Source organism: Pantoea sp. Ep11b, assembly GCF_040783975.1.
Classification (GTDB): Bacteria; Pseudomonadota; Gammaproteobacteria; order Enterobacterales; family Enterobacteriaceae; genus Pantoea.
Map to the genome: position 1 here is coordinate 455,602 of NZ_CP160631.1, position 21,741 is coordinate 477,342.

General features: G+C 58.2%; 17 protein-coding genes and 1 pseudogene. 11 read left to right on the forward strand and 7 right to left on the reverse strand.

What is annotated here, in order from left to right:
- Nucleotides 1-105 precede the first annotated feature (105 nt).
- The 4 genes from gyrB to dnaA form a co-directional block, all read right to left on the reverse strand.
- Nucleotides 106-2,514, reverse strand: coding sequence for a DNA topoisomerase (ATP-hydrolyzing) subunit B (gene gyrB, locus AB1748_RS02220; RefSeq protein WP_111141690.1), 2,409 nt, complete (start codon nt 2,512-2,514; stop codon nt 106-108).
- Between the two features lie 18 nt (nt 2,515-2,532).
- Nucleotides 2,533-3,618 (reverse strand): DNA replication/repair protein RecF, encoded by a 1,086-nt coding sequence (gene recF / locus AB1748_RS02225; RefSeq protein ID WP_111141692.1) that lies wholly within the window; start codon nt 3,616-3,618, stop codon nt 2,533-2,535.
- A gap of 234 nt (nt 3,619-3,852) precedes the next feature.
- Entirely contained in the window at nt 3,853-4,953 is a 1,101-nt protein-coding gene (gene dnaN / locus AB1748_RS02230) for a DNA polymerase III subunit beta (protein ID WP_111141694.1), read from the reverse strand.
- 4 nt (nt 4,954-4,957) lie between these two features.
- Nucleotides 4,958-6,373, reverse strand: a complete 1,416-nt coding sequence (dnaA, locus tag AB1748_RS02235) for a chromosomal replication initiator protein DnaA (protein WP_293773483.1) — start codon at nt 6,371-6,373, stop codon at nt 4,958-4,960.
- Between the two features lie 597 nt (nt 6,374-6,970).
- Here dnaA and rpmH point away from each other — a divergent pair.
- The 6 genes from rpmH to AB1748_RS02265 all read left to right on the forward strand — a co-directional run bounded on the left by rpmH (nt 6,971) and on the right by AB1748_RS02265 (nt 11,640).
- Nucleotides 6,971-7,111 (forward strand): 50S ribosomal protein L34, encoded by a 141-nt coding sequence (rpmH, locus tag AB1748_RS02240; protein ID WP_003849659.1) that lies wholly within the window; start codon nt 6,971-6,973, stop codon nt 7,109-7,111.
- 14 nt (nt 7,112-7,125) lie between these two features.
- Entirely contained in the window at nt 7,126-7,485 is a 360-nt protein-coding gene (gene rnpA / locus AB1748_RS02245; protein WP_111141698.1) for a ribonuclease P protein component, read from the forward strand.
- On the forward strand, nt 7,449-7,706 hold the full coding sequence (gene yidD / locus AB1748_RS02250) for a membrane protein insertion efficiency factor YidD (protein WP_008926397.1): 258 nt from the start codon (nt 7,449-7,451) through the stop codon (nt 7,704-7,706). Before rnpA ends, yidD begins: the two co-directional genes overlap by 37 nt.
- 2 nt (nt 7,707-7,708) lie before the next feature.
- On the forward strand, nt 7,709-9,355 hold the full coding sequence (yidC, locus tag AB1748_RS02255) for a membrane protein insertase YidC (RefSeq protein WP_111141700.1): 1,647 nt from the start codon (nt 7,709-7,711) through the stop codon (nt 9,353-9,355).
- 88 nt (nt 9,356-9,443) lie between these two features.
- A complete protein-coding gene (mnmE, locus tag AB1748_RS02260; RefSeq protein ID WP_367395953.1) occupies nt 9,444-10,808 on the forward strand; it encodes a tRNA uridine-5-carboxymethylaminomethyl(34) synthesis GTPase MnmE in 1,365 nt (454 codons plus the stop codon).
- A 241-nt stretch (nt 10,809-11,049) separates the two neighbouring features.
- Entirely contained in the window at nt 11,050-11,640 is a 591-nt protein-coding gene (locus AB1748_RS02265; RefSeq protein WP_293773476.1) for a malonic semialdehyde reductase, read from the forward strand.
- Between the two features lie 60 nt (nt 11,641-11,700).
- On the opposite strand, the gene AB1748_RS02270 is transcribed toward AB1748_RS02265, so the two are convergent.
- Nucleotides 11,701-12,168, reverse strand: coding sequence for a helix-turn-helix domain-containing protein (locus AB1748_RS02270; RefSeq protein ID WP_293773473.1), 468 nt, complete (start codon nt 12,166-12,168; stop codon nt 11,701-11,703).
- 310 nt (nt 12,169-12,478) lie between these two features.
- Between AB1748_RS02270 and AB1748_RS02275 the strand changes: the two genes are divergently transcribed.
- On the forward strand, nt 12,479-13,228 hold the full coding sequence (locus tag AB1748_RS02275) for a 4'-phosphopantetheinyl transferase superfamily protein (RefSeq protein ID WP_367395954.1): 750 nt from the start codon (nt 12,479-12,481) through the stop codon (nt 13,226-13,228).
- Between the two features lie 37 nt (nt 13,229-13,265).
- Here the strand turns inward: AB1748_RS02275 and AB1748_RS02280 are convergent, their stop codons facing one another.
- Entirely contained in the window at nt 13,266-14,579 is a 1,314-nt protein-coding gene (locus AB1748_RS02280; RefSeq protein WP_367395955.1) for an NCS2 family permease, read from the reverse strand.
- 152 nt (nt 14,580-14,731) lie between these two features.
- On the opposite strand from AB1748_RS02280, the gene yieH reads away from it, so the two are divergent.
- On the forward strand, nt 14,732-15,409 hold the full coding sequence (gene yieH / locus AB1748_RS02285; protein ID WP_111141591.1) for a 6-phosphogluconate phosphatase: 678 nt from the start codon (nt 14,732-14,734) through the stop codon (nt 15,407-15,409).
- Here the strand turns inward: yieH and AB1748_RS02290 are convergent.
- Complete coding sequence (locus tag AB1748_RS02290; RefSeq protein WP_367395956.1) at nt 15,402-16,397, reverse strand: acyltransferase; 996 nt, start codon at nt 16,395-16,397, stop codon at nt 15,402-15,404. The two genes, yieH and AB1748_RS02290, sit on opposite strands and share 8 nt — an antisense overlap.
- A 218-nt stretch (nt 16,398-16,615) precedes the next feature.
- Here AB1748_RS02290 and glyQ point away from each other — a divergent pair, with 218 nt between their 5' ends.
- From glyQ to AB1748_RS02305, 3 genes and pseudogenes are all read left to right on the forward strand, one after another.
- Complete coding sequence (gene glyQ, locus AB1748_RS02295; RefSeq protein WP_003849680.1) at nt 16,616-17,527, forward strand: glycine--tRNA ligase subunit alpha; 912 nt, start codon at nt 16,616-16,618, stop codon at nt 17,525-17,527.
- 9 nt (nt 17,528-17,536) lie between these two features.
- Nucleotides 17,537-19,606 (forward strand): glycine--tRNA ligase subunit beta, encoded by a 2,070-nt coding sequence (gene glyS, locus AB1748_RS02300; protein WP_367395957.1) that lies wholly within the window; start codon nt 17,537-17,539, stop codon nt 19,604-19,606.
- A 455-nt stretch (nt 19,607-20,061) separates the two neighbouring features.
- A pseudogene (locus tag AB1748_RS02305) lies at nt 20,062-21,701 on the forward strand (ShlB/FhaC/HecB family hemolysin secretion/activation protein).
- Nucleotides 21,702-21,741: the final 40 nt, after the last annotated feature.

The following is a 21,741-nucleotide window of genomic DNA, read 5'->3' on the forward strand; positions in this document are numbered from 1 at the left end:
ATCGCAGCGCGCAGGCGGCGGGGCGGGCGCATCCGGGTTTCCGCCCGTATGGCACAAAAAAAAGGCCATCACCAAAGTGATGGCCTGTGCGACAGGGGCTGTCGGTTAAATGTCGATGTTGGCCGCTTTCAGCGCATTCTCTTCGATGAAGGCGCGGCGCGGTTCAACCGCATCGCCCATCAGGGTCGTGAAGAGCTGGTCGGCACCGATCGCATCTTTAATGGTGACGCGCAGCATACGGCGGCTGTCGGGATCCATGGTGGTTTCCCACAGCTGATCCGGGTTCATCTCGCCCAGACCTTTATAGCGCTGAACGGAGAGACCGCGACGCGACTCTTTAACCAGCCACTCGATCGCCTGTTCGAAGCTCGCCACCGGCTGACGACGTTCGCCACGCTCAATGTACGCATCTTCTTCCAGCAGACCGCGCAGTTTGCTGCCCAGAGCGCAGATTTTGCGGTATTCCGGGCCCTGGATGAACTCGGCGTCCAGCGGATAGTCGGTATCCACGCCGTGAGTACGCACGCGCAGTACCGGCTCAAACAGGTTCTGTTCGCGGTTTTCACGCACCTGGGCCAGCCAGGTGCTGCCGTGGGCTTCGCGCTCGGTCAGATAGCTCACCAGACCGTTCAGCCAGGTGGTGACTTCCGCTTCGTTGCCCAGATCGCCCAGCGTGTCGTGATAAATCAGCGCACGCAGCATCGCTACCGGATAACGGCGTTCCATCCGCTTGATCATCTTCTGGGTGCTGTTGAATTCAGACACCAGCGACTCCAGCGGCTCGCCGCCCAGGGCTGGCGCGCTGGCATTGGTGTGCAGCGTCGCCCCATCCAGCGCGATAGCGATCTGATACTGATCCATCGCCTCATCATCTTTGATGTACTGCTCCTGCTTGCCTTTCTTCACTTTGTAGAGCGGCGGCTGAGCGATATAGACGTGGCCACGCTCGATGATCTCCGGCATCTGACGATAGAAGAAGGTCAGCAGCAGGGTACGGATGTGTGAACCATCGACGTCGGCATCGGTCATGATGATGATGCTGTGATAGCGCAGCTTGTCCGGGTTGTACTCGTCGCGACCGATGCCGCAACCCAGTGCGGTGATCAGCGTAGCGACTTCCTGTGACGCGAGCATCTTGTCGAAACGCGCTTTCTCGACGTTCAGGATCTTACCTTTCAGCGGCAGAATCGCCTGGTTCTTACGGTTACGGCCCTGTTTGGCCGAGCCGCCTGCGGAGTCACCCTCCACCAGGTAGATTTCAGAGAGCGCCGGGTCGCGCTCCTGGCAATCCGCCAGCTTGCCTGGCAGACCGGCCAGATCCAGCGCGCCCTTACGGCGGGTCATTTCACGGGCGCGACGCGCCGCTTCACGGGCACGGGCGGCGTCGATGATTTTGCCGACCACAATCTTGGCGTCTGCCGGATTTTCCAGCAGGTATTCGGCCAGCAGTTCGTTCATCTGCTGTTCAACGGCCGATTTCACCTCGGACGAGACCAGCTTATCTTTGGTCTGTGAGGAGAATTTCGGATCCGGCACTTTCACCGAAACCACGGCGATCAGACCTTCACGGGCGTCGTCGCCGGTGGCGCTGACTTTGGCTTTCTTGCTGTATCCCTCTTTATCCATGTAGGCATTCAGGGTACGGGTCATCGCCGCACGGAAACCGGCCAGGTGCGTACCGCCGTCGCGCTGTGGAATGTTGTTGGTGAAGCAGTAGATATTTTCCTGGAAGCCGTCGTTCCACTGCAGCGCCACTTCCACGCCGATGCCATCTTTCTCGTTAGAGAAATAGAACACGGTCGGGTGGATCGGGGTTTTGTTCTTGTTGAGATACTCAACGAACGCCTTGATGCCGCCTTCGTAGTGGAAGTGATCGCTTTTGCCATCACGCTTATCTTCCAGACGGATCGACACGCCCGAGTTCAGGAACGAGAGTTCACGCAGGCGTTTTGCCAGAATGTCATACTCGAAGTCGCGGACGTTGGTAAAGGTTTCGTAGCTTGGCCAGAAACGCACGCGGGTACCGGTTAAATCGGTATCACCGGTGATCGCCAGCGGGGCCTCAGGGACGCCGTGGACGTAGATCTGCTGGTGCACTTTGCCTTCGCGACGGATAGTCAGCTCCAGCTTCTGCGACAGGGCGTTAACGACGGAGACACCCACGCCGTGCAGGCCGCCGGACACTTTATAGGAGTTGTCGTCGAACTTACCGCCCGCATGCAGCACGGTCATGATCACTTCCGCGGCGGAAACGCCCTCTTCTTCGTGAATGCCGGTAGGAATGCCGCGTCCATCATCCTGCACCGAAACGGAGTTATCCGCATGGATGGTGACCACAATGTCACTACAGTGACCAGCGAGCGCTTCGTCGATTGCGTTATCCACGACCTCGAATACCATGTGATGCAGACCGGTACCGTCATCGGTATCGCCGATATACATGCCCGGGCGTTTGCGTACCGCATCAAGCCCTTTCAGGACTTTAATACTTGAGGAGTCATAAGAATTCGACATCAACGTTTCTCGCTCATTTTAATCTTCAGGTTGAACCGCTATTTTACCCTGTTCCACGCGGAACATCTTGCCCTTTTCGTCGCTCATGTCGATTACATGTCCGGCCGAAATGGCGCTGACAAAGACCTGAGCCCGGGTGGCTTTTAACCGCTCCGCCAGCAGGCGTCGGCGGCTTTCATCCAGCTCAGAAGCAAAGTCATCAATGAGGTAAATACAGCGGCGTCCGCTCTGGCTTGTCAGGAACTCGCCCTGTGCCAGACGCAATGCACACATGAGCAGTTTTAACTGCCCGCGTGAGAGTAAATCTTCTACCGGCGTCCCTTCAGCCCGGATACGGAAATCGGCCTTATGCGGGCCGCTGGCGGTATAGGTCAGCGCGCGATCGCGCTCGAAGTTACGTTCCAGCAGTTCGCCATAGTCGCTCTCCTTATCCCAGCCGCGCTGGAAAGAGAAGCGCAGCTCAAATTCCGGCAGGAACTGGCTGCAGGTGGCGGTGATCTCCGCCGAAATGGCCGCGCTGTATTCTGCGCGCCACTGGCTGATCTGTTCCGCCAGCGGAACCAGCTCCTGATCCCAGGGGCGGATCTGACTGTAGCGTGAGACCTGGCGCAGCGCGGCGTTTCGCTGCTTGAGCAGACGACGCAGATTGTTCCAGGCGTTAAAAAAACCGGGCGTGTTGTGAAAACAGCCCCAGTCGACATAGGCTCTGCGGTATTTGGGGCCGCCATTGAGCAGACTGAAGCCTTCCGGCGTAATCAGCTGCATCGGCAGCAGCTGCGCCAGCTCCGCGACCTTGTGACCATCGCTGCCGTCAATGCGCACCTTGCTGTCACCGGCGCGGTTTTTGGTCAGCCCGACTGAAATCTCCCGCTCTTTGCTCTCCAGCCGTCCGTGCAGCACGAACGCCGCCTCGTCGTGACGAATGACGCGGCCCGCCTGCAGGCTGCGAAACGACCGGCCATGCCCCAGCGTATGAATGGCTTCTAACACACTGGTTTTACCGCTGCCGTTGACCCCAACCAGAAAGTTAAAGCCCGGCGCCAGCTGCAGGTCAGCCTGCTCGATATTACGAAAATCTTTGATAAGAAGGCGGGTTAAAGCCATGAATCAGTCCAGCGTGAAGGGCAGTGATCGGGATGAAATGAGCTTTGCCTTGTCACATTCCAGGACGTCGATGCCGGGGCAGGGTTTGCCCGGTATCGACGTCACCAGGTCGACAGCGTCGCCGTGATGTTGCGCCCCGCCAGCACACCGCCACCGGCGCGTACTGACGTACGTGAGGATGACGAACACTGCCGGGGCACAACACAGGAAGTAAGCCAGGCCGACAGATACCACCTACAGGCGCATGGGCATCACGACATAGGCTGCGGCGGGACTCGCCACATCCTCAATCTGCACGCTCGACACGGAGTCGGTCAGCAGCAGACGGACGTTTTCGCACTTCAGCGCGTTCAGCACATCCAGCACGTAACTGACGTTAAAGCCGATTTCCAGTTCGGTGCCGTTGTAGCTGACATCCAGCATCTCTTCCGCTTCTTCCTGTTCAGGGTTATTTGCGGTGATCTTCAGCTGATTTTCGGTGATATAGAGGCGAACACCGCGGAACTTCTCGTTAGAGAGGATCGCAGCACGCGCAAAGGCCTGCTTAAGCAGATCGCAGCCCGCTTCCAGCGCTTTGTCCGGGTTTTTCGGCAATACGCGGCGATAATCAGGGAAACGACCATCCACCAGCTTGGAGGTAAAGATATAGTCGCCGACGTGCGCCCGGATATTGCTGCCGCCAATCTGCACCTGCAGCGGCGTCTCGCCGCCATCCAGCAGTCGCAGCAGCTCAATCACCCCTTTGCGCGGCACAATGACAGAATGGCTCGGCAGCGCCTGACCAATCGGCATCGAGCAGACGGCCAGACGGTGACCATCGGTCGCCACGGTACGCAGCTCTTCCCCTTCGGTTTCAAACATCATGCCGTTGAGGTAGTAACGCACATCCTGATGCGCCATTGAGAACTGGGTCGCTTCGATCAGCCGTTTCAGCGTTGCCTGTGGCAGGGTAAATTCCACCTCGCTCTGCCAGTCGTCCAGATTCGGGAAGTCACTGGCGGGCAGCGTCGACAGGGAAAAACGGCTGCGGCCAGAACGCACCAGCATACGATCGCCTTCCAGCGCCAGCGTAATTTCTGCGCCATCCGGCAATCCGCGACAGATATCCAGGAATTTCCGGGCCGGAACGGTGGTGGCACCCGGTTCGTGCGCCTGGGTCAGCGCCACGCGCGCGACCATTTCCATTTCCAGATCGGTACCGGTCAGCAACAGCGAACCTTCAGTGACCTGCAGCAGCAGGTTGCCGAGGATTGGCAGCGTCGGTCGACCACCCAGTGGGCCACTTACTTGTTGCAGCGGCTTCAGCAGCTGCTCACGTTCAACAATAAATTTCATAGCGTCAGGAAGATAATGTTCTGATGAGATTAGAGAAATCTTCTTTGATATCGTGGCTCTCTTCACGCAGCTGCTCAATTTTGCGGCAGGCATGAAGCACCGTTGTGTGGTCGCGACCCCCAAAAGCATCGCCAATTTCTGGCAGGCTGTGGTTCGTCAACTCTTTCGCCATCGCCATCGCCATCTGGCGCGGACGTGCTACCGAGCGCGAACGGCGCTTGGAGAGCAGATCCGCCACCTTGATTTTGTAATACTCGGCGACCGTCTTCTGAATATTATCAATGGTGACCAGCTTTTCCTGCAGCGCCAGCAGATCGCGCAGCGCCTCACGCACGAAGTCGATGGTGATTGCCCGGCCGGTAAAGTTGGCATTGGCAATCACGCGATTCAGCGCCCCTTCCAGTTCACGCACGTTAGAGCGCAGACGTTTGGCAATAAAGAAGGCGACTTCGCCCGGCAGACGGATGTCATTCTCATCCGCTTTTTTCATCAGGATTGCGACACGGGTTTCCAGCTCAGGCGGCTCAATCGCCACCGTTAATCCCCAGCCGAAACGCGATTTAAGGCGATCTTCGACGCCGTTGATCTCTTTAGGATAGCGATCCGATGTCAGGATGATCTGCTGGTTGCCCTCTAATAAGGCATTAAAGGTGTGGAAGAACTCTTCCTGCGAACGCTCTTTATTCGCAAAGAACTGAATATCATCGATCAGCAGCGCATCCACAGAGCGGTAGTAGCGTTTAAACTCTTCGATCGCATTGTTCTGCAGGGCTTTGACCATATCCTGCACAAAACGCTCGGAGTGCATATACACCACTTTGGCGTTGGGTTTGCGGGCAATAATGCCGTTGCCCACTGCATGGAGCAGGTGCGTTTTACCGAGACCGGTGCCGCCATAAAGGAACAGCGGGTTGTAAGCGCCGCCGGGATTATCCGCCACCTGACGTGCCGCCGCGCGCGCCAGCTGGTTGGATTTACCCTCGACGAAGTTATCGAAGTTATGACGGTTATTCACATTTGAGCGATACGTGACGTCGGCCGGAGCCGGAACGTTATCCCAGCTGGGACGCACGATCTGCGCCGGAGCCGGACGAACGTGGCTCTGCACCGGCATGACGGGCGTGCTGACGTTCGCCATGACCGGCTGGCTCACCGCAGCCGCAGGTTGCTGAACCGGACGTGTGCCGACTTCAAAACGCAGCGTCGGCACATTAGGCCCACAGAATTCATTCAGCAGGGCATTGATGCTGTTAAGGTATTTGTCCCGAACCCAGTCGAGTACGAAGCGATTTGGAGCATACAAGGCAAGCGTATTGTCGTTTAACTCAGCCTGGAGTGGACGGATCCACATGCTGAATTCGGTGGCAGGAAGCTCATCCTGCAAACGGGCAAGACACTGTTGCCAAAGCGTAAGTGACACGGCGGACTCCACTCGTACAAATTCGAAAAGAATAGTAGGCGTTACTCTAAGAAACGTTCATTTTTGACACAGACACTAAGAAAGCGCCTGCGACCGCTATCAGCGGTTTTCCATCCTGCAATCTCGGGAGGATCGTCAGCGGAAGGGCGGATCATAGCGCAAAGCGAGGCAGAGATCTTCCCTTTCTACACAGTTTTGATCGTTTTTATCCACAGGCCGGAAGCACGCAGGGAAGTTTACGCCAGTTGCGGGAAAAACCCCCAGGGATCTGGCGCAATCCGTGAAAAATTCGGGCGGCGTCTCATTTTATCCCCAGGATCCCCGCAGACGATCGCAATAAGATCCCGTGCGATCCTTGCGCTTTAGTGCGGACCCCGTATAATTCTCCACCCGACATTGCGCCCTGCGGTGAAATGTTGGAACTCAGCGGGCTGTAAGCGGGTTTTCAGGTACCGTTGCACGCGAAGTAAATTGACTCGGGACTGTACAATTATTACAATCCCGCCTCTTTATTAAAGACACATTGAGGCGTCGGTCGATTTACTGGCCCGAAACGCGTCACCCAGTGAAAATTTTCAAGTTTAGGTAGAAACCGCCATGAAACGCACTTTTCAACCGTCCGTACTGAAGCGCAACCGTTCACACGGTTTCCGTGCTCGTATGGCAACAAAAAATGGTCGTCAGGTTCTGGCACGTCGTCGTGCTAAAGGCCGCTCTCGTCTGACCGTTTCTAAGTAATAAAGCAAGCCCTGATGGGTAAGCTCGCATTTCCCAGGGAGTTACGTTTGTTAACTCCCACTCATTTCACTTTCGTCTTCCAGCAGCCACAACGGGCTGGCACGCCGCAAATCACTATTCTCGGCCGCCTTAACGCGCTGGGGCATCCCCGCATCGGTCTCACCGTCGCTAAAAAACATGTTAAACGCGCGCATGAACGCAACCGGATCAAGCGATTGACCCGCGAAAGCTTTCGCCTGCGTCAGCATGAACTGCCGTCGATGGACTTCGTGGTCGTCGCGAAGAAGGGGGTTGCCGATCTGGATAACCGTATGCTGACGGAAGCGTTGGAGAAATTATGGCGTCGTCACTGTCGCCTGGCGCGCGGCTCCTGATCGTCCTGATACGCGTCTATCAACGCGGTATCAGTCCATTACTGGGACCACACTGTCGGTTTCATCCTACCTGCTCTCATTATGGAATTGAGGCGTTACGCAGGTTTGGCCTGATAAAAGGCAGTTGGTTGACATTAAAACGCGTATTAAAATGCCACCCCTTGAACCCGGGTGGTGACGATCCTGTGCCGCCAAAAACCTTTGATACCAGAGAACATTAACGATGGATTCGCAACGCAATCTCTTTCTCATCGCTTTTCTGTTCGTGTCCTTTATGATCTGGCAAGCCTGGCAGACGGACCACGCTCCGCAGCCACAGCAGACGCAGACCACACAAGGCACCAACAGCGTAGCGGGTGATACCGCCAGTCAGGGTGTACCGGCCAGCGGTCAGGGCCAGACGATCACCGTTAAGACTGATGTCCTGTCATTGAATATCAACACCCGCGGCGGTGATGTTGAGCAGGCTCAACTGCTGACGTTCCCGGACAAACTGGGTTCTGATCAGCCGTTCCAGCTGCTTGAAACGACGCCAGCGTTTGTTTACCAGGCACAGAGCGGATTAACCGGTCGTAACGGCCCGGATAACCCGAACAACGGCGCGCGTCCGCTGTTCACTGCCGCGCAGGATCATTTCGAGATGGCCGATGGCCAGTCCGAACTGCGTGTGCCGATGACCTTTACCGCTGAAAATGGCGTGGTTTACACCAAAACCTTCATCTTCAAGCGTGGCGAATATGCCGTTAATGTCGATTATCATGTCAACAACACCACTCAGCAGCCGCTGGAAGTGTCCCTGTTTGGCCAGCTGAAGCAGACCATCGATCTGCCTAAGCATCGCGATACCGGCAGCAACAACTTTGCTCTGCACACCTTCCGTGGCGCGGCTTACTCCACCAGCGATTCGAAATATGAGAAGTACAAATTCGACACCATCGCGGATAACGAGAACCTGAGCGCGACGACCAGCAATGGCTGGGTAGCGATGCTGCAGCAGTACTTTGCCACGGCCTGGGTGCCGCGTACCGACGGCACTAACACGCTTTACACCAGCAACCTGGGTAATGGCGTTGCGGCGATTGGCTACAAATCTGCACCGGTCACCATTGCCGCAGGCGCACAGCAGAATCTGGGTGCAACGCTGTGGGTCGGCCCGGAAATTCAGGATAAGATGGCCGCGATTGCGCCACACCTTGACCTGACCGTCGATTACGGCTGGTTGTGGTTTATCTCTCAGCCGCTGTTCAAGCTGCTGAAATTTATCCACAGCTTCATCGGTAACTGGGGCTTCTCCATTATCGTCATCACCTTCATCGTGCGTGGCATCATGTACCCGCTGACCAAAGCGCAGTACACCTCGATGGCCAAGATGCGTATGCTGCAGCCAAAAATTCAGGCTATGCGTGAGCGTCTGGGGGATGACAAGCAGAAGCAGAGCCAGGAAATGATGGCCCTGTATAAAGCAGAGAAAGTGAATCCGCTGGGTGGCTGTCTGCCGCTGGTGATTCAGATGCCCATCTTCCTGGCGCTCTACTATATGCTGTCAGGCTCGGTTGAACTGCGTCATGCGCCATTTGTTCTCTGGATCCATGACCTGTCAGCGCAGGACCCGTACTACATCCTGCCGATTCTGATGGGTATCACCATGTTCTTCATTCAGAAGATGTCACCGACCACCGTGACCGATCCGATGCAGCAGAAGATCATGACCTACATGCCGGTGATCTTTACCGTCTTCTTCCTGTGGTTCCCGTCAGGTCTGGTGCTGTACTACATCGTCAGCAACCTGGTGACCATTCTCCAGCAGCAGCTGATCTACCGCGGCCTGGAAAAACGTGGTCTGCACAGCCGCGACAAGAAGAAAGCGTAAGCCCTCGCGGGCACTGTCCCGCGCGGAAAAAGTCTAATCTCAGGCGGTCAAAGCGACCGCCTGTGTTTTTTGTAGCGAGAGAAAATTTATGAGCCACAGCGATACTATTGTTGCCCAGGCAACGCCGCCCGGACGTGGCGGCGTAGGCATTCTGCGCGTTTCCGGCGCGCAGGCGGCAGAGGTCGCCCGTCAGCTGCTGGGCAAGCTGCCGAAGCCGCGATATGCCGACTATCTGCCTTTTACTGACAGCGACGGCAGCGTGCTGGATCAGGGCATCGCGCTGTGGTTCCCCGGTCCGAACTCCTTTACCGGCGAAGATGTGCTGGAGCTGCAGGGCCACGGCGGCCCGGTGATCCTCGATCTGCTGCTGAAGCGCATCGTGGCGCTGCCGGGCGTACGTATCGCCCAGCCGGGTGAGTTTTCGGAGCGGGCGTTTCTGAATGACAAGCTCGACCTGGCGCAGGCCGAGGCGATTGCCGATCTGATCGATGCCAGTTCTGAGCAGGCGGCCCGTTCGGCGGTGAACTCGCTGCAGGGCGTCTTCTCCACGCGGGTTAACGCTCTCGTGGAGGCGCTGACTCATCTGCGGATCTATGTCGAAGCGGCCATCGACTTCCCCGATGAGGAGATCGACTTCCTCTCTGACGGCAAAATCGAAGCGCAGCTGAACAGCGTAATCGACGACCTGGATGCCGTCCGTGCCGAAGCGCGTCAGGGCAGCCTGCTGCGTGAAGGGATGAAGGTGGTGATAGCGGGGCGGCCTAACGCGGGCAAATCGAGCCTGCTGAATGCGCTGGCAGGCCGTGACGCCGCGATCGTCACAGACATTGCGGGCACCACCCGTGACGTCCTGCGCGAGCATATTCATATCGACGGTATGCCGCTGCACATCATCGACACCGCCGGTCTGCGCGAAGCCAGCGACGAAGTGGAGCGTATCGGGATTGAGCGCGCCTGGCAGGAGATCGAACAGGCGGACCGCGTGCTGTTTATGGTGGACGGCACGACGACCGACGCCACCGAAGCGGCGGCTATCTGGCCCGATTTCATCTCCCGCCTGCCGCCGGCACTGCCGGTGACCGTGGTTCGCAACAAGGCGGATGTCACCGGTGAGCCTCTCGGCCTGACCGAAATCAACGGCCACGCGCTGATTCGCCTCTCGGCGCGCACCAGCGAGGGTGTTGAGGCGTTGCGTGATCACCTCAAGCAGAGCATGGGCTTCGCCGATAACATGGAAGGGGGCTTCCTGGCGCGCCGTCGTCATCTGCAGGCACTGGAACTGGCGGCGACGCACCTGGATCAGGGCAGAGCGCAGCTGCTGGGTGCCCGGGCCGGTGAGCTGCTGGCGGAAGAGCTGCGCGTGGCGCAGCAGGCGCTGAGCGAGATCACCGGCGAGTTCACCTCCGACGATCTGCTGGGCCGCATCTTCTCCAGCTTCTGTATCGGTAAATAATCCCCAGGCCTGACGGCGTCCGCCGTCAGGCCCGTTGCTGTCCCGGTTATTCCCGCTTCTGCCCCATTCTTGCTGATATGTTATTTGGCGGCGGCACCGCGTTGTCGTATAACGGTAGAGGCGCCGATCTGCGGGGCGGCCAGCGCGCGCCGCGCATTGCCCCGTTCCGCATCCGGCCGGAAGCAGACCCACTACGTGAACATTCCTGGCCGACCCTTTTGCCAGAAGAAAGGAGAGTTGCATGAGTACACCGCTCGACAATGCCGCACTGGATACCCTGTTCCACGACGCCCGCACCCACAGTTACTGGCAGGATAAGCCGGTCGACCACGCGCTGCTGGAACAGCTCTACGAGCTGACGGTGCTGGGCCCGACCTCGGCAAACTGCCTGCCCGCGCGTTTTGTTTTCGTCACCTCGGCGGAGGGCAAAGAGAAGCTGAAACCGGCCCTCTCTTCCGGCAATCTGGATAAGACCCTGAGCGCGCCCGTGACGGTGATTGTGGCCTGGGACCGCGAATTCTATGAGCAGCTGCCCGCGCTCTTCCCGCATGCGGATGCGCGTAGCTGGTTTACCGGCAGCCCGGAAGCGGCGAAAGAGACCGCCTTCCGTAACAGCAGCCTGCAGGCGGGTTACCTGATCCTCGCAGCCCGTTCGCTGGGTCTGGATGCCGGTCCGATGTCCGGTTTCAACCCGGAAAAAATCAACGAGGCGTTTTTCCCTGACGGCCAGTATCAGGTTAACCTGCTGATTAACCTAGGCTATGGCGAAGCGTCGAAACTGCATCCGCGCCTGCCGCGCCTGCGCTTTGAACAGGCAAGCCGCTTCGCCTGATGCTGATCGCGTCGCGATTCAGTCGCGACGCAAATGGCCTGCCTGAACCGATCGTGGTGCTCAGCGGCGCAGCATCTTCTGCAGGCGTTTTTGCTGCCAGCGCTGCATCGCGTCATGAAAAACAAAGGTCCGCATCGCCCGAACGACCAGCAGCGCCCCCCAGATCGCCGCCACCCAGAGTGACCAGTGCGTTGCCGGTGCTGTCATCCGGTTCAGAACGAACAGCAGCCCGCACACCACTACCGCCACGATCAGCGAACGGTAAAAGCGCGCTTCATCGGCGATCCTGCTGCGAGCTTCAGTAATCCGCTGGTCCAGCGCCTGATCCTCGCCGTTCTGTGGCCCGGTCAGATCACCGGCGCTCACCTCAAAGACGGCCGCCAGTGCACTCAGCGTTTCCAGACCTGGCTTTTCGCCATTCTCTATCCGCTGGACGGTGCGGGTACTCAGCCCCGCCATTTCTGCCAGCTGTTCCTGCGACCATGCCCGGGCCAGACGGTGTGCTTTAAATCTGTTGATGCTGCTCATGCGCGTTCTCCGTAATAACAGACAGGCAGAAAGTGTGCGGCAAAGTGCCCGGCAGCAACACGACCCGCACCCGACAGCGACCCGACAGCCGCATGACAGCAGGGCCCGCTGGCGGTCGGGCAGGTCAGTCTGGAAGAGGCAGCAATCCCGATTCTGCGGGCAGGTTGAATAAATGTACGCTCATGACCCCTTTCTGTCCCGCTCATCCTATTCCGAATTTATGCTTATCTGTATGTTGCCGGGTGCAATGCGTTAAGAAAATTCTTACAATGTCGCTGATGATTATCTGACCATTTTCACGGAGCGACAGATGGCTGGTCATTTTGTACGCTGGACGGGCGACCCCGCTTTTCCGGCTCATGATTTACGCATCCCCCAGGCAGTTACGGACACGGCTCAGCAGTTTGCTGACAAGCGGCGTGGGCGGTTTCTTGCCGCGCGAACCCTGCTGGCACAGCTGATGCTGCGGGTGTATGGCATCCAGGAGCTGCCGCGCCTGATTATCCAGAGCAACGGACGCCCGGTGTTTGCCGACAGCGATCTGCCCGATTTCAGCATCGCCTATACCGGTAATACGGTGGGGGTGCTGCTGGCGGAAGAGGGCGGACGGGCCGGTCTGGATATGGAGATTGTGCATGCGCGAAGCCGGCAGACGCAGGCGCAGCTGATTCAGGCATTAACCTCGGGCGAACTTGCCTGGATCAACGCCCAGCAGGATGTCATGGAAGCGGTGACGCAGATCTGGACATTACGCCAGAGCATTCTCAAGCTGACGGGTGAGGTGGATCGGGGGCTGGATTCGCTGCGCCTGCTGCCGGGTGCGGGGCGGCTGCGTTCGTCGCTCTATCCCGATATTCAGGTGGTATGTGATGCGGAGCCGATGCTGGTCTGGTCCTGTGCCCTCTCATCGGCGACCCAGCGTCTGCATCTGTGGGAGATGGAGAGTGACTTTCAGTGGCGCGCCTTACGCGAAATTGAGATGGGGAAACCCAATATCGGGCCACATGCCCTGCGGCTGACCAGCCTGCCTGGTGAACGTAAGCTGCATCCTGAAATCTGAGCAGGCCGCCACCCGCAGGTGGCGGCCATCCACAGCCTTAGTGCGCGTCGATAAAGACAATCTTCAGCACAAACAGCAGGGCGACGATCACCACGCAGGGGCTGATTTCACGCCAGCGCCCGGTGCCGACCTTCATGACACAGTAAGCGATAAATCCCAGCGCGATGCCTTCGGTGATCGAAAAACTGAACGGCATCATGGCGGCGGTCACAAAGGCCGGAACGGCTTCCGTTAAGTCATCCCAGCGCACGCGCGACAGGCTGGCCGTCATCAATACCCCAACGTAAATCAGCGCGCCCGCCGCGGCGTAGCCCGGCACCATCGCGGCCAGTGGTGACAGGAAGGTCACCAGCAGAAACAGCAGACCGGTCACTACCGCCATCAGGCCGGTTCGTCCGCCAATTGCCACTCCCGAGGAGCTCTCAATGTAGGCGGTCACGGAGGAGGTGCCTGCCAGCGCGCCACTGACCGAGCTGATGCTGTCGACATAAAGCGCCTGCTGCATCCGTGGAAAGGTGCCGCTTTCGTTGGTCAGACCCGCTTTGTCGGTGACGCCAATCAGCGTGCCGGAGGAGTCGAACAGGTTAACCAGCATAAAGGAGAAGATGACGCCCGCCATGCCGATATTAAACGCGCCTTTGATATCCACCTGGCCGACCACGGAGGAGACAGAGGGTGGCGCGGAGAAGAGGCCAGCGAACTTCACGTCGCCCAGCATCCAGCCAATCGCGGTGGTGATCACCATGGAGATCAGCACCGCCGCGTGGATATTGCGCGACGCCAGAATAGCGATAATAAAGAAGCCCAGCGCACCCAGCAGCACGCTGTGGGAGGTCAGATTCCCCACCGCCACCAGAGTATCGGGGTTCGGGACGATGATACCGGCATTCTTCAGCCCCATCATGGCGATAAACAGGCCAATACCGGCGGTAATGCCGACGCGCAGGCTCAGCGGAATATTGGCGATCATCCAGTAGCGGATCCGCAGCAGCGTCAGGATCAGCAGGCCAACCGCACCCCAGAAGATCGCGCCCATGCCGACCTGCCACGAATAGCCCATCGCCCCGACCACCACAAAGGCGAAAAAGGCGTTCAGCCCCATCGCAGGTGCCAGCGCCACCGGCAGATTGGCAAATAGTCCCATCAGGATGCTGCCGAAGGCGGCAATCAGACAGGTGGTCACAAACACGGCCTGCGTATCCATACCGGCGACGCCGAGGATCTGCGGATTGACGAAGACGATATAGACCATCGTCAGAAAGGTGGTGATACCCGCGATCACTTCGGTACGCACCGTGGTGCCATGTTCCTGCAGCCTGAAGATGCGCTGCAAAACGCCTTGCTTGCTCATGCCATTCATCCGGAAGAAAAATTCATCGGCGCGTATCCTGGCGATTTTACCGGGGCAATACAATGATTTTTCGCAACCGATTGCCAGTCTCGCAATCTGCGCTGAGTGCGGTAGAGTGTGGAGCACACCCCTGAATCAAAGGATAGAGTCTGATGTCAGTAGAATGCGTCTTTTTCGATTGCGATGGCACGCTGGTGGACAGTGAGTTGCTCTGCACCCAGGCCTACGTCAACACCTTTGCCCGTTACGGTCTGGCGCTGTCGCTGCAGCAGATGTTTGAAAAGTACAAAGGCGTCAAACTCTACGACATCATTCGTGACGTCGGCGACGCGCATCAGATCACGCTGCCGATGGAGGAGGTGGAAACCGCCTACCGGGCGGAAGTGGCGCGGCTCTTCGATCAGCATCTGCAACCGATCGCTGGCGCGAAGGCGCTGGTTGAGCAGATTACCGTGCCGATGTGCGTGGTCTCAAATGGAACCGTCAAAAAGATGCAGCATTCGCTGGGCTTAACCGGGATGCTGTCGCTGTTTGAGGATCGGCTTTATAGCGGCTATGACATTCTGCACTGGAAACCCGATCCGGAACTGATGTACCACGCCGCGGAGCAGATGCAGGTGCCGATCGAGCGCTGCATCCTGGTGGATGACTCCGAAGCGGGCGCCCGCGCCGGTATCGCCGCCGGGATCCCGGTCTACTACTACTGTGCCGATCCGCACAATCCTGATCTGGACCATCCGCTGGTCACGCGCTTTGACGATATGGCGCAGCTGCCTGCGCTGTGGCGTGCCCGCGGCTGGGATCTGGTGTCACGCGGCGCGGTCAGCTGACCAGGTGACGGGTATCGAGGCGTTTCAGTGCCATCCCCAGCAGCAGGCTGCCGCCCAGCGTCAGCCCGAACACCCACGGCAGGTCGAGCCACGGCCGCGACATATCGTCGTAGTGATGCGTGCGCAGATAGTGAATAAACAGTGCATGAAAGCCGTAGATCGGCAGTGAATAGCGCGCAATCACGGTAAATCCGGGCAGCGTGCGCTGATTCTGGCTGTTTTTGAAGACGACCAGCAGGCTGATGGCGGCAATAAACACCAGCGGACCACAGTAGAGATACCACGTATCGTTAAAGGCGCCGTTCACGATCAGCGCCTTTTTCGTGCCCAGCGTAATGCCAGTCACACAGGCGATAAACAGCCCGGCCGCCAGCGGCGTCAGGCCGCGCCGCTGTGTCTCCATGCTGCCGATAGCCCGTCCCAGCAGCGCATAAAGCAGGTAGTAAATGCTGTCGCCGCTGACATAGAGGTTGACCGGCAGGAAATGGAACGGCCCCAGCGACTGGCTGACCGTATTAGGGTTGGCGAGCACCGCCAGCACCAGCACCAGCAGCGCCACGTAACGCGCCTGCACGTTTTTGACCTGAATCAGCGGCGACAGCAGATAGATGCCGATCAGCGCAAAGAAAAACCACAGGTGATAAAAGACCGGTTTCTGCAGCATCTTCAGGATCGACCGTCCCTCGCTGATGGGCGTCAGCCAGGTGATATAGGCCAGGGAGACCGCGCTGTAGAAGAGCAGGCAGAGCACCAGCCGCAGCATATGGCGCGGCTGGGCGCTGCGTTCGCCGAAGAACAGGTAGCCGGAGATCATAAAGAACAGCGGCACACAGACGCGCGAGGCGGAATTGAGCAGGTTTGCCACATCCCAGGTCGTGCCGGTTACCGCCATCGGCCCGGTGATATACCAGGTGGTGGTGTGAATCACGATCACCATCAGGCAGGCGACCGCGCGTAAATTGTCGATCCAGTATATCTTCTGCGGCATGGCGTCCTCTTGCGCATAGCGTCCGTGCGGAAAAGGGTAGCCAAATGCGACCCGGTCAACAACTGCCGTCAGCACGATTCGGAGCCCTCTGTATGGCCGCCCACCCGCCTGTCTGCACGGCCCGGCAGCGGCAGGGATTTACGGCTGCACATCGCGCGGTCAAAGGGTATACTGTCGGCCTCTTTTTTTAATCTAACCGAAGCGCGTGCACACTCAACATGCAAAAGTTTGATACCAAAACCTTTCAGGGGCTGATCCTGACCTTGCAGGATTACTGGGCGCGTCAGGGCTGCACCATTGTCCAACCGCTGGACATGGAAGTGGGCGCTGGCACTTCACATCCTATGACCTGCCTGCGCGCACTCGGCCCGGAGCCGATCGCCGCCGCTTACGTGCAGCCATCGCGCCGTCCGACCGATGGCCGTTACGGTGAAAACCCGAACCGTCTGCAGCACTATTACCAGTTCCAGGTGATCATCAAACCTTCACCGGACAACATTCAGGAGCTCTACCTGGGCTCGCTGAAAGAGCTGGGTATGGATCCGACGGTGCATGACATTCGCTTCGTGGAAGATAACTGGGAAAACCCGACGCTGGGTGCCTGGGGACTCGGCTGGGAAGTCTGGCTCAACGGCATGGAAGTGACGCAGTTCACCTACTTCCAGCAGGTGGGTGGCCTGGAGTGTAAGCCGGTGACCGGTGAGATCACCTACGGCCTGGAGCGTCTGGCGATGTACATCCAGGGCGTCGACAGCGTGTACGATCTGGTCTGGAGCGACGGCCCGCTGGGGAAAACCACCTACGGCGACGTGTTCCATCAGAACGAAGTGGAGCAGTCCACCTATAACTTCGAATACGCCGATGTTGATTTCCTCTTTACCTGCTTCGAGCAGTACGAGAAAGAGGCGCAGCATCTGCTGGCGCTGGAAAAACCGCTGCCACTGCCCGCTTATGAACGCATTCTGAAAGCGGCGCACAGCTTCAACCTGCTGGATGCCCGTAAAGCGATCTCGGTGACGGAGCGTCAGCGCTACATTCTGCGCATTCGTACCCTGACTAAAGCCGTGGCTGAAGCTTACTACGCCTCTCGCGAGGCGATGGGCTTCCCGATGTGCAATAACAAAAAGTAAGAGGCAGCCATGACTGAACAAACCTTCCTGGTGGAGATCGGCACCGAAGAGCTGCCACCAAAAGCCCTGCGCAGCCTGGCAGAAGCCTTTGCCGCACAGGTGACCGCTGAACTGGATGCAGCCAACCTGAGCCACGGCGAGGTCAGCTGGTTTGCTGCACCGCGTCGTCTGGCGCTGAAAGTCGCAAACCTGAGCGCCGCACAGCCCGATCGGGAAGTGGAGAAGCGCGGCCCGGCCGTCGCGGCTGCCTTTGACGCCGACGGTAACGCTACCAAAGCGGCCGAAGGCTGGGCACGCGGAAACGGCATCACTGTTGACCAGGCCGAACGCCTCGCCACCGATAAAGGCGAATGGCTGGTTTATCGCGCTCAGGTCAAAGGCGAAGCGGCCCAGGCGCTGCTGCCGTCAATGATCGCGACCGCACTCAGCAAGCTGCCGGTGCCAAAACTGATGCGCTGGGGCGACAGCGATGTGCAGTTTGTCCGTCCGGTGCATACCGTCGTGATGCTGCTGGGTGATGCGCTGATCCCGGGCACCATTCTGGGCATTGAGTCCGGACGTCACATTCGCGGTCACCGCTTTATGGGCGAAAACGACATCATCCTTGAACACGCCGATCACTATCCTGACGTGCTGGAAAAACGCGGTAAAGTGATCGCCGATTATCAGACCCGTAAAGCGATGATCAAAGCCGATGCTGAAGCTGCGGCGCGTCGTCTGGGTGGCAACGCCGACATCAGCGACAGCCTGCTGGAAGAGGTGACATCGCTGGTGGAGTGGCCGGTCGTCCTGACCGCGACCTTTGAAGAGAAATTCCTCAAGGTGCCTGCGGAAGCGTTGGTCTACACCATGAAAGGCGACCAGAAATATTTCCCGGTGTATGACAATGACGGCAACCTGCTGCCGAATTTCATTTTCGTCACCAATATCGAGTCCAGCGATCCGCGCCAGATTATTTCTGGCAACGAGAAAGTGGTGCGTCCCCGCCTGGCCGATGCCGAGTTCTTCTTTAATACCGACCGCAAAAAGCGCCTGGAAGATCATCTGCCCCGTCTGGAGACGGTGCTGTTCCAGAAAGAGCTGGGCACGCTGCGCGATAAAACCGATCGCATTCAGGCTCTGGCGGGCTGGATTGCCGGTGAGATTGGCGCAGATGTGAATCACGCTACCCGCGCGGGCCTGCTGTCGAAGTGTGACCTGATGACCAACATGGTCTTCGAGTTCACCGACACCCAGGGTGTGATGGGCATGCACTACGCGCGCCACGACGGCGAAGCCGAAGACGTGGCGGTGGCGCTGAATGAGCAGTATCAGCCGCGCTTTGCGGGTGACGATCTGCCCTCCAGCCCGGTCGCCTGTGCGCTGGCGATTGCCGATAAAATGGATACGCTCGCCGGTATTTTCGGCATCGGCCAGCATCCAAAAGGCGATAAAGATCCGTTTGCACTGCGTCGTGCGGCGCTGGGCGTCCTGCGCATCATCGTTGAGAAGAACCTGCCGCTCGACCTGCAGACGCTGACCGAACAGGCGGTGCGTCTCTATGGCAGCAAGCTGAGCAATGCCCGCGTCGTCGACGATGTGATCGACTTTATGCTGGGCCGCTTCCGCGCCTGGTATCAGGAAGAGGGGCACAGCATCGATACGCTGCAGGCCGTGCTGGCGCGTCGTCCGACTCGTCCGGCGGACTTTGATGCCCGTATGAAAGCGGTGTCACACTTCCGTACGCTGGAGGCTGCGGCCGCACTGGCGGCAGCGAACAAGCGCGTCTCTAACATCCTGGCGAAATCGACCGAAACGCTGAACGACAGCGTGCAGGCGTCGCTGCTGAAAGAGAACGAAGAGATCCAGCTGGCGACCTTTGTGACCGCGCTGAGCAGCAAGCTGCAGCCCTACTTCGCGGAAGGCCGCTATCAGGATGCGCTGGTCGAACTGGCCCAGTTGCGGACTGCGGTAGACAACTTCTTCGATAAGGTGATGGTCAACGCCGACGATCAGGCGGTGCGGGTCAATCGCCTGACGCTGCTGTCTAAACTGCGTGAACTGTTCCTGCAGGTCGCGGATATCTCGCTGCTGCAGTAATGTGATTAGCCGTGCGAAAAAGGGACGAGAAATCGTCCCTTTTTTGTGGGTTTCAATCACATGTTTCAATCCGGGCGATAAACATTCTCGCCAGCCTCTCTGCGTTCAGGGCAAAAATCCGCTCAGTCGCTTTGCGGACGGCTGAAAATTCATAAATCAGCAACTTAACTGAATCTTATGGCGCATTTAGCCTGAAAATTCAGTTTGCTGCTTCATCTCCTTTGCCCGTCTTCATGCCATTTTTACCCGCTATCCGCAGGTTAAGAAACCGCCTGAAAAGTAGTCTTACCCCTTGTTTTTCCTCTCTCCAGAGCGATAATCCGCCAAAAGTTACACCCGGTTACATTTAGTGAAATGGAATTTTCATGAAAAGGATTTTTTTACTGCGCAGGCCTGCGTCACTACGTTTGCCCGGCATGATGGCAGGGGCGATATCCTGCGCTGCTTTACCGCTGATGGCTGCGCCACCTGTTAATCTCCCCCCTGAAGAAAGTCTGACGATTGATAGCCGCGAGCAACTGCGCCAGCAGCTGCGCGAGCGCCTGCTGCAACAGCAGAATGCACCGCAGGTGGATGAACATCTTTCGCGTCCGGATCGTCCTCTGCCAGGTTATCCGGTCAGTGAACATCCCTGCTTTGCCATTAATCAGATCGCCCTGACGGGCGAAGCAGCCAGCCGTTTTCAGTGGGCACTTGATGCTGCCGCCGACGCTAAAGGCCGCTGTCTGGGCGGGCAGGGCATCACGCTGATCATCAACAAAGTGCAGAATGCGATTCTTGCCAGAGGCTATGTCACGACCCGTGTAATGGCGCAGGAACAGGATCTGACCAAAGGAGTTTTAACGCTGACGCTGCAGCCTGGCCGCATCGGACAGATTCGCTTCGAAGAACCTGTTTCCTGGCGCGGACGGCTGTGGAATGCCGTTCCGGCGTCATCGGGCGATATTTTGAATCTGCGTGATATTGAGCAGGGTCTGGAGAACTTTAAGCGGGTGCCCAGCGCCAGTGCCGACATTAAGATCGTGCCGGGCGAGCAGGAAGCGACCAGCGATCTGCAGGTCAACTGGCATGAAGGCAGACCGGTGCGGCTCAATCTGGGGCTGGATGATAGCGGCTCTGAAAGTACCGGACGCTACCTCGGTTCCGCCACGCTGGCGGTGGATGCGCCTTTTGCGCAAAACGACCTTTTTTACGCCAGCATCGGCAAAAATCTGTTTGAGCATGGGCCGTTCGGCAACCGCTCGCACACCCTGAATTACGTTTTCCCGATCGGGTACTGGGCCGTCTCCGGCAACTATAACGACTACACCTATCACCAGAACATCCCCAATGCCAATGAGGTGCTGCGCTACAGCGGTAAGAGCGACAACGCCCAGCTCACGGTCTCCCGCTTGCTCTATCGCGACCAGTCCAACAAAACCACGCTGAATATGCGCGGCTACCGCAAACACTCCACCAACGCCGTCAACAATATCGACATAGAGCAGCAAAAGCGGCGCACCGCGGGCTGGGAGTTGGGCCTGAATCAGCACAGCTATTTTGGCAGCAGCACGCTGGACGCGAATATCGCCTGGCGGCGTGGCACCGGAGCGTTTAATGCACTGCCTGCGCCGGAAGAGTCGCGTCATCAGGGCAGCGCGCGTACCGGCATACTGCTGGGCGACCTCGGCATCAACCATCCTTTCGCCCTGGGCGAGCAGCCCTGGCGGATTTACAGCAGCGTGCGTGGCCAGTGGAGTCCGAATGCCCTGACGCCACAGGAGCGCATGGCGATTGCCGGGCGTTATACGGTGCGCGGCTTCGACGGTGAACAGATGCTGTCAGGCGAAAAGGGTCTGCTGTGGCGCAACGAAATGGGCTGGAATCTTTTCTCACGCGGACATGAGCTCTATCTGGCGGCTGATTATGGCCGGGTAAGCGGGCCTGGAGCCGGGATCTGGTCGGGCATCAGCTGGCAGGCAGTGCCATTGGCGTACGCGGCTCGCTCTGGGGCCGGTTCAGCTACGACCTGTTTGCGGGCGTGCCGCTCTATAAACCGGCGGGTTTTCATACATCAGGCGCGACGGCGGGTTTCAGCGTTAACCTGGAAATCTGACCAATAAAGCGGGCGATCCCGCTGGCTGAACTTCTGACTT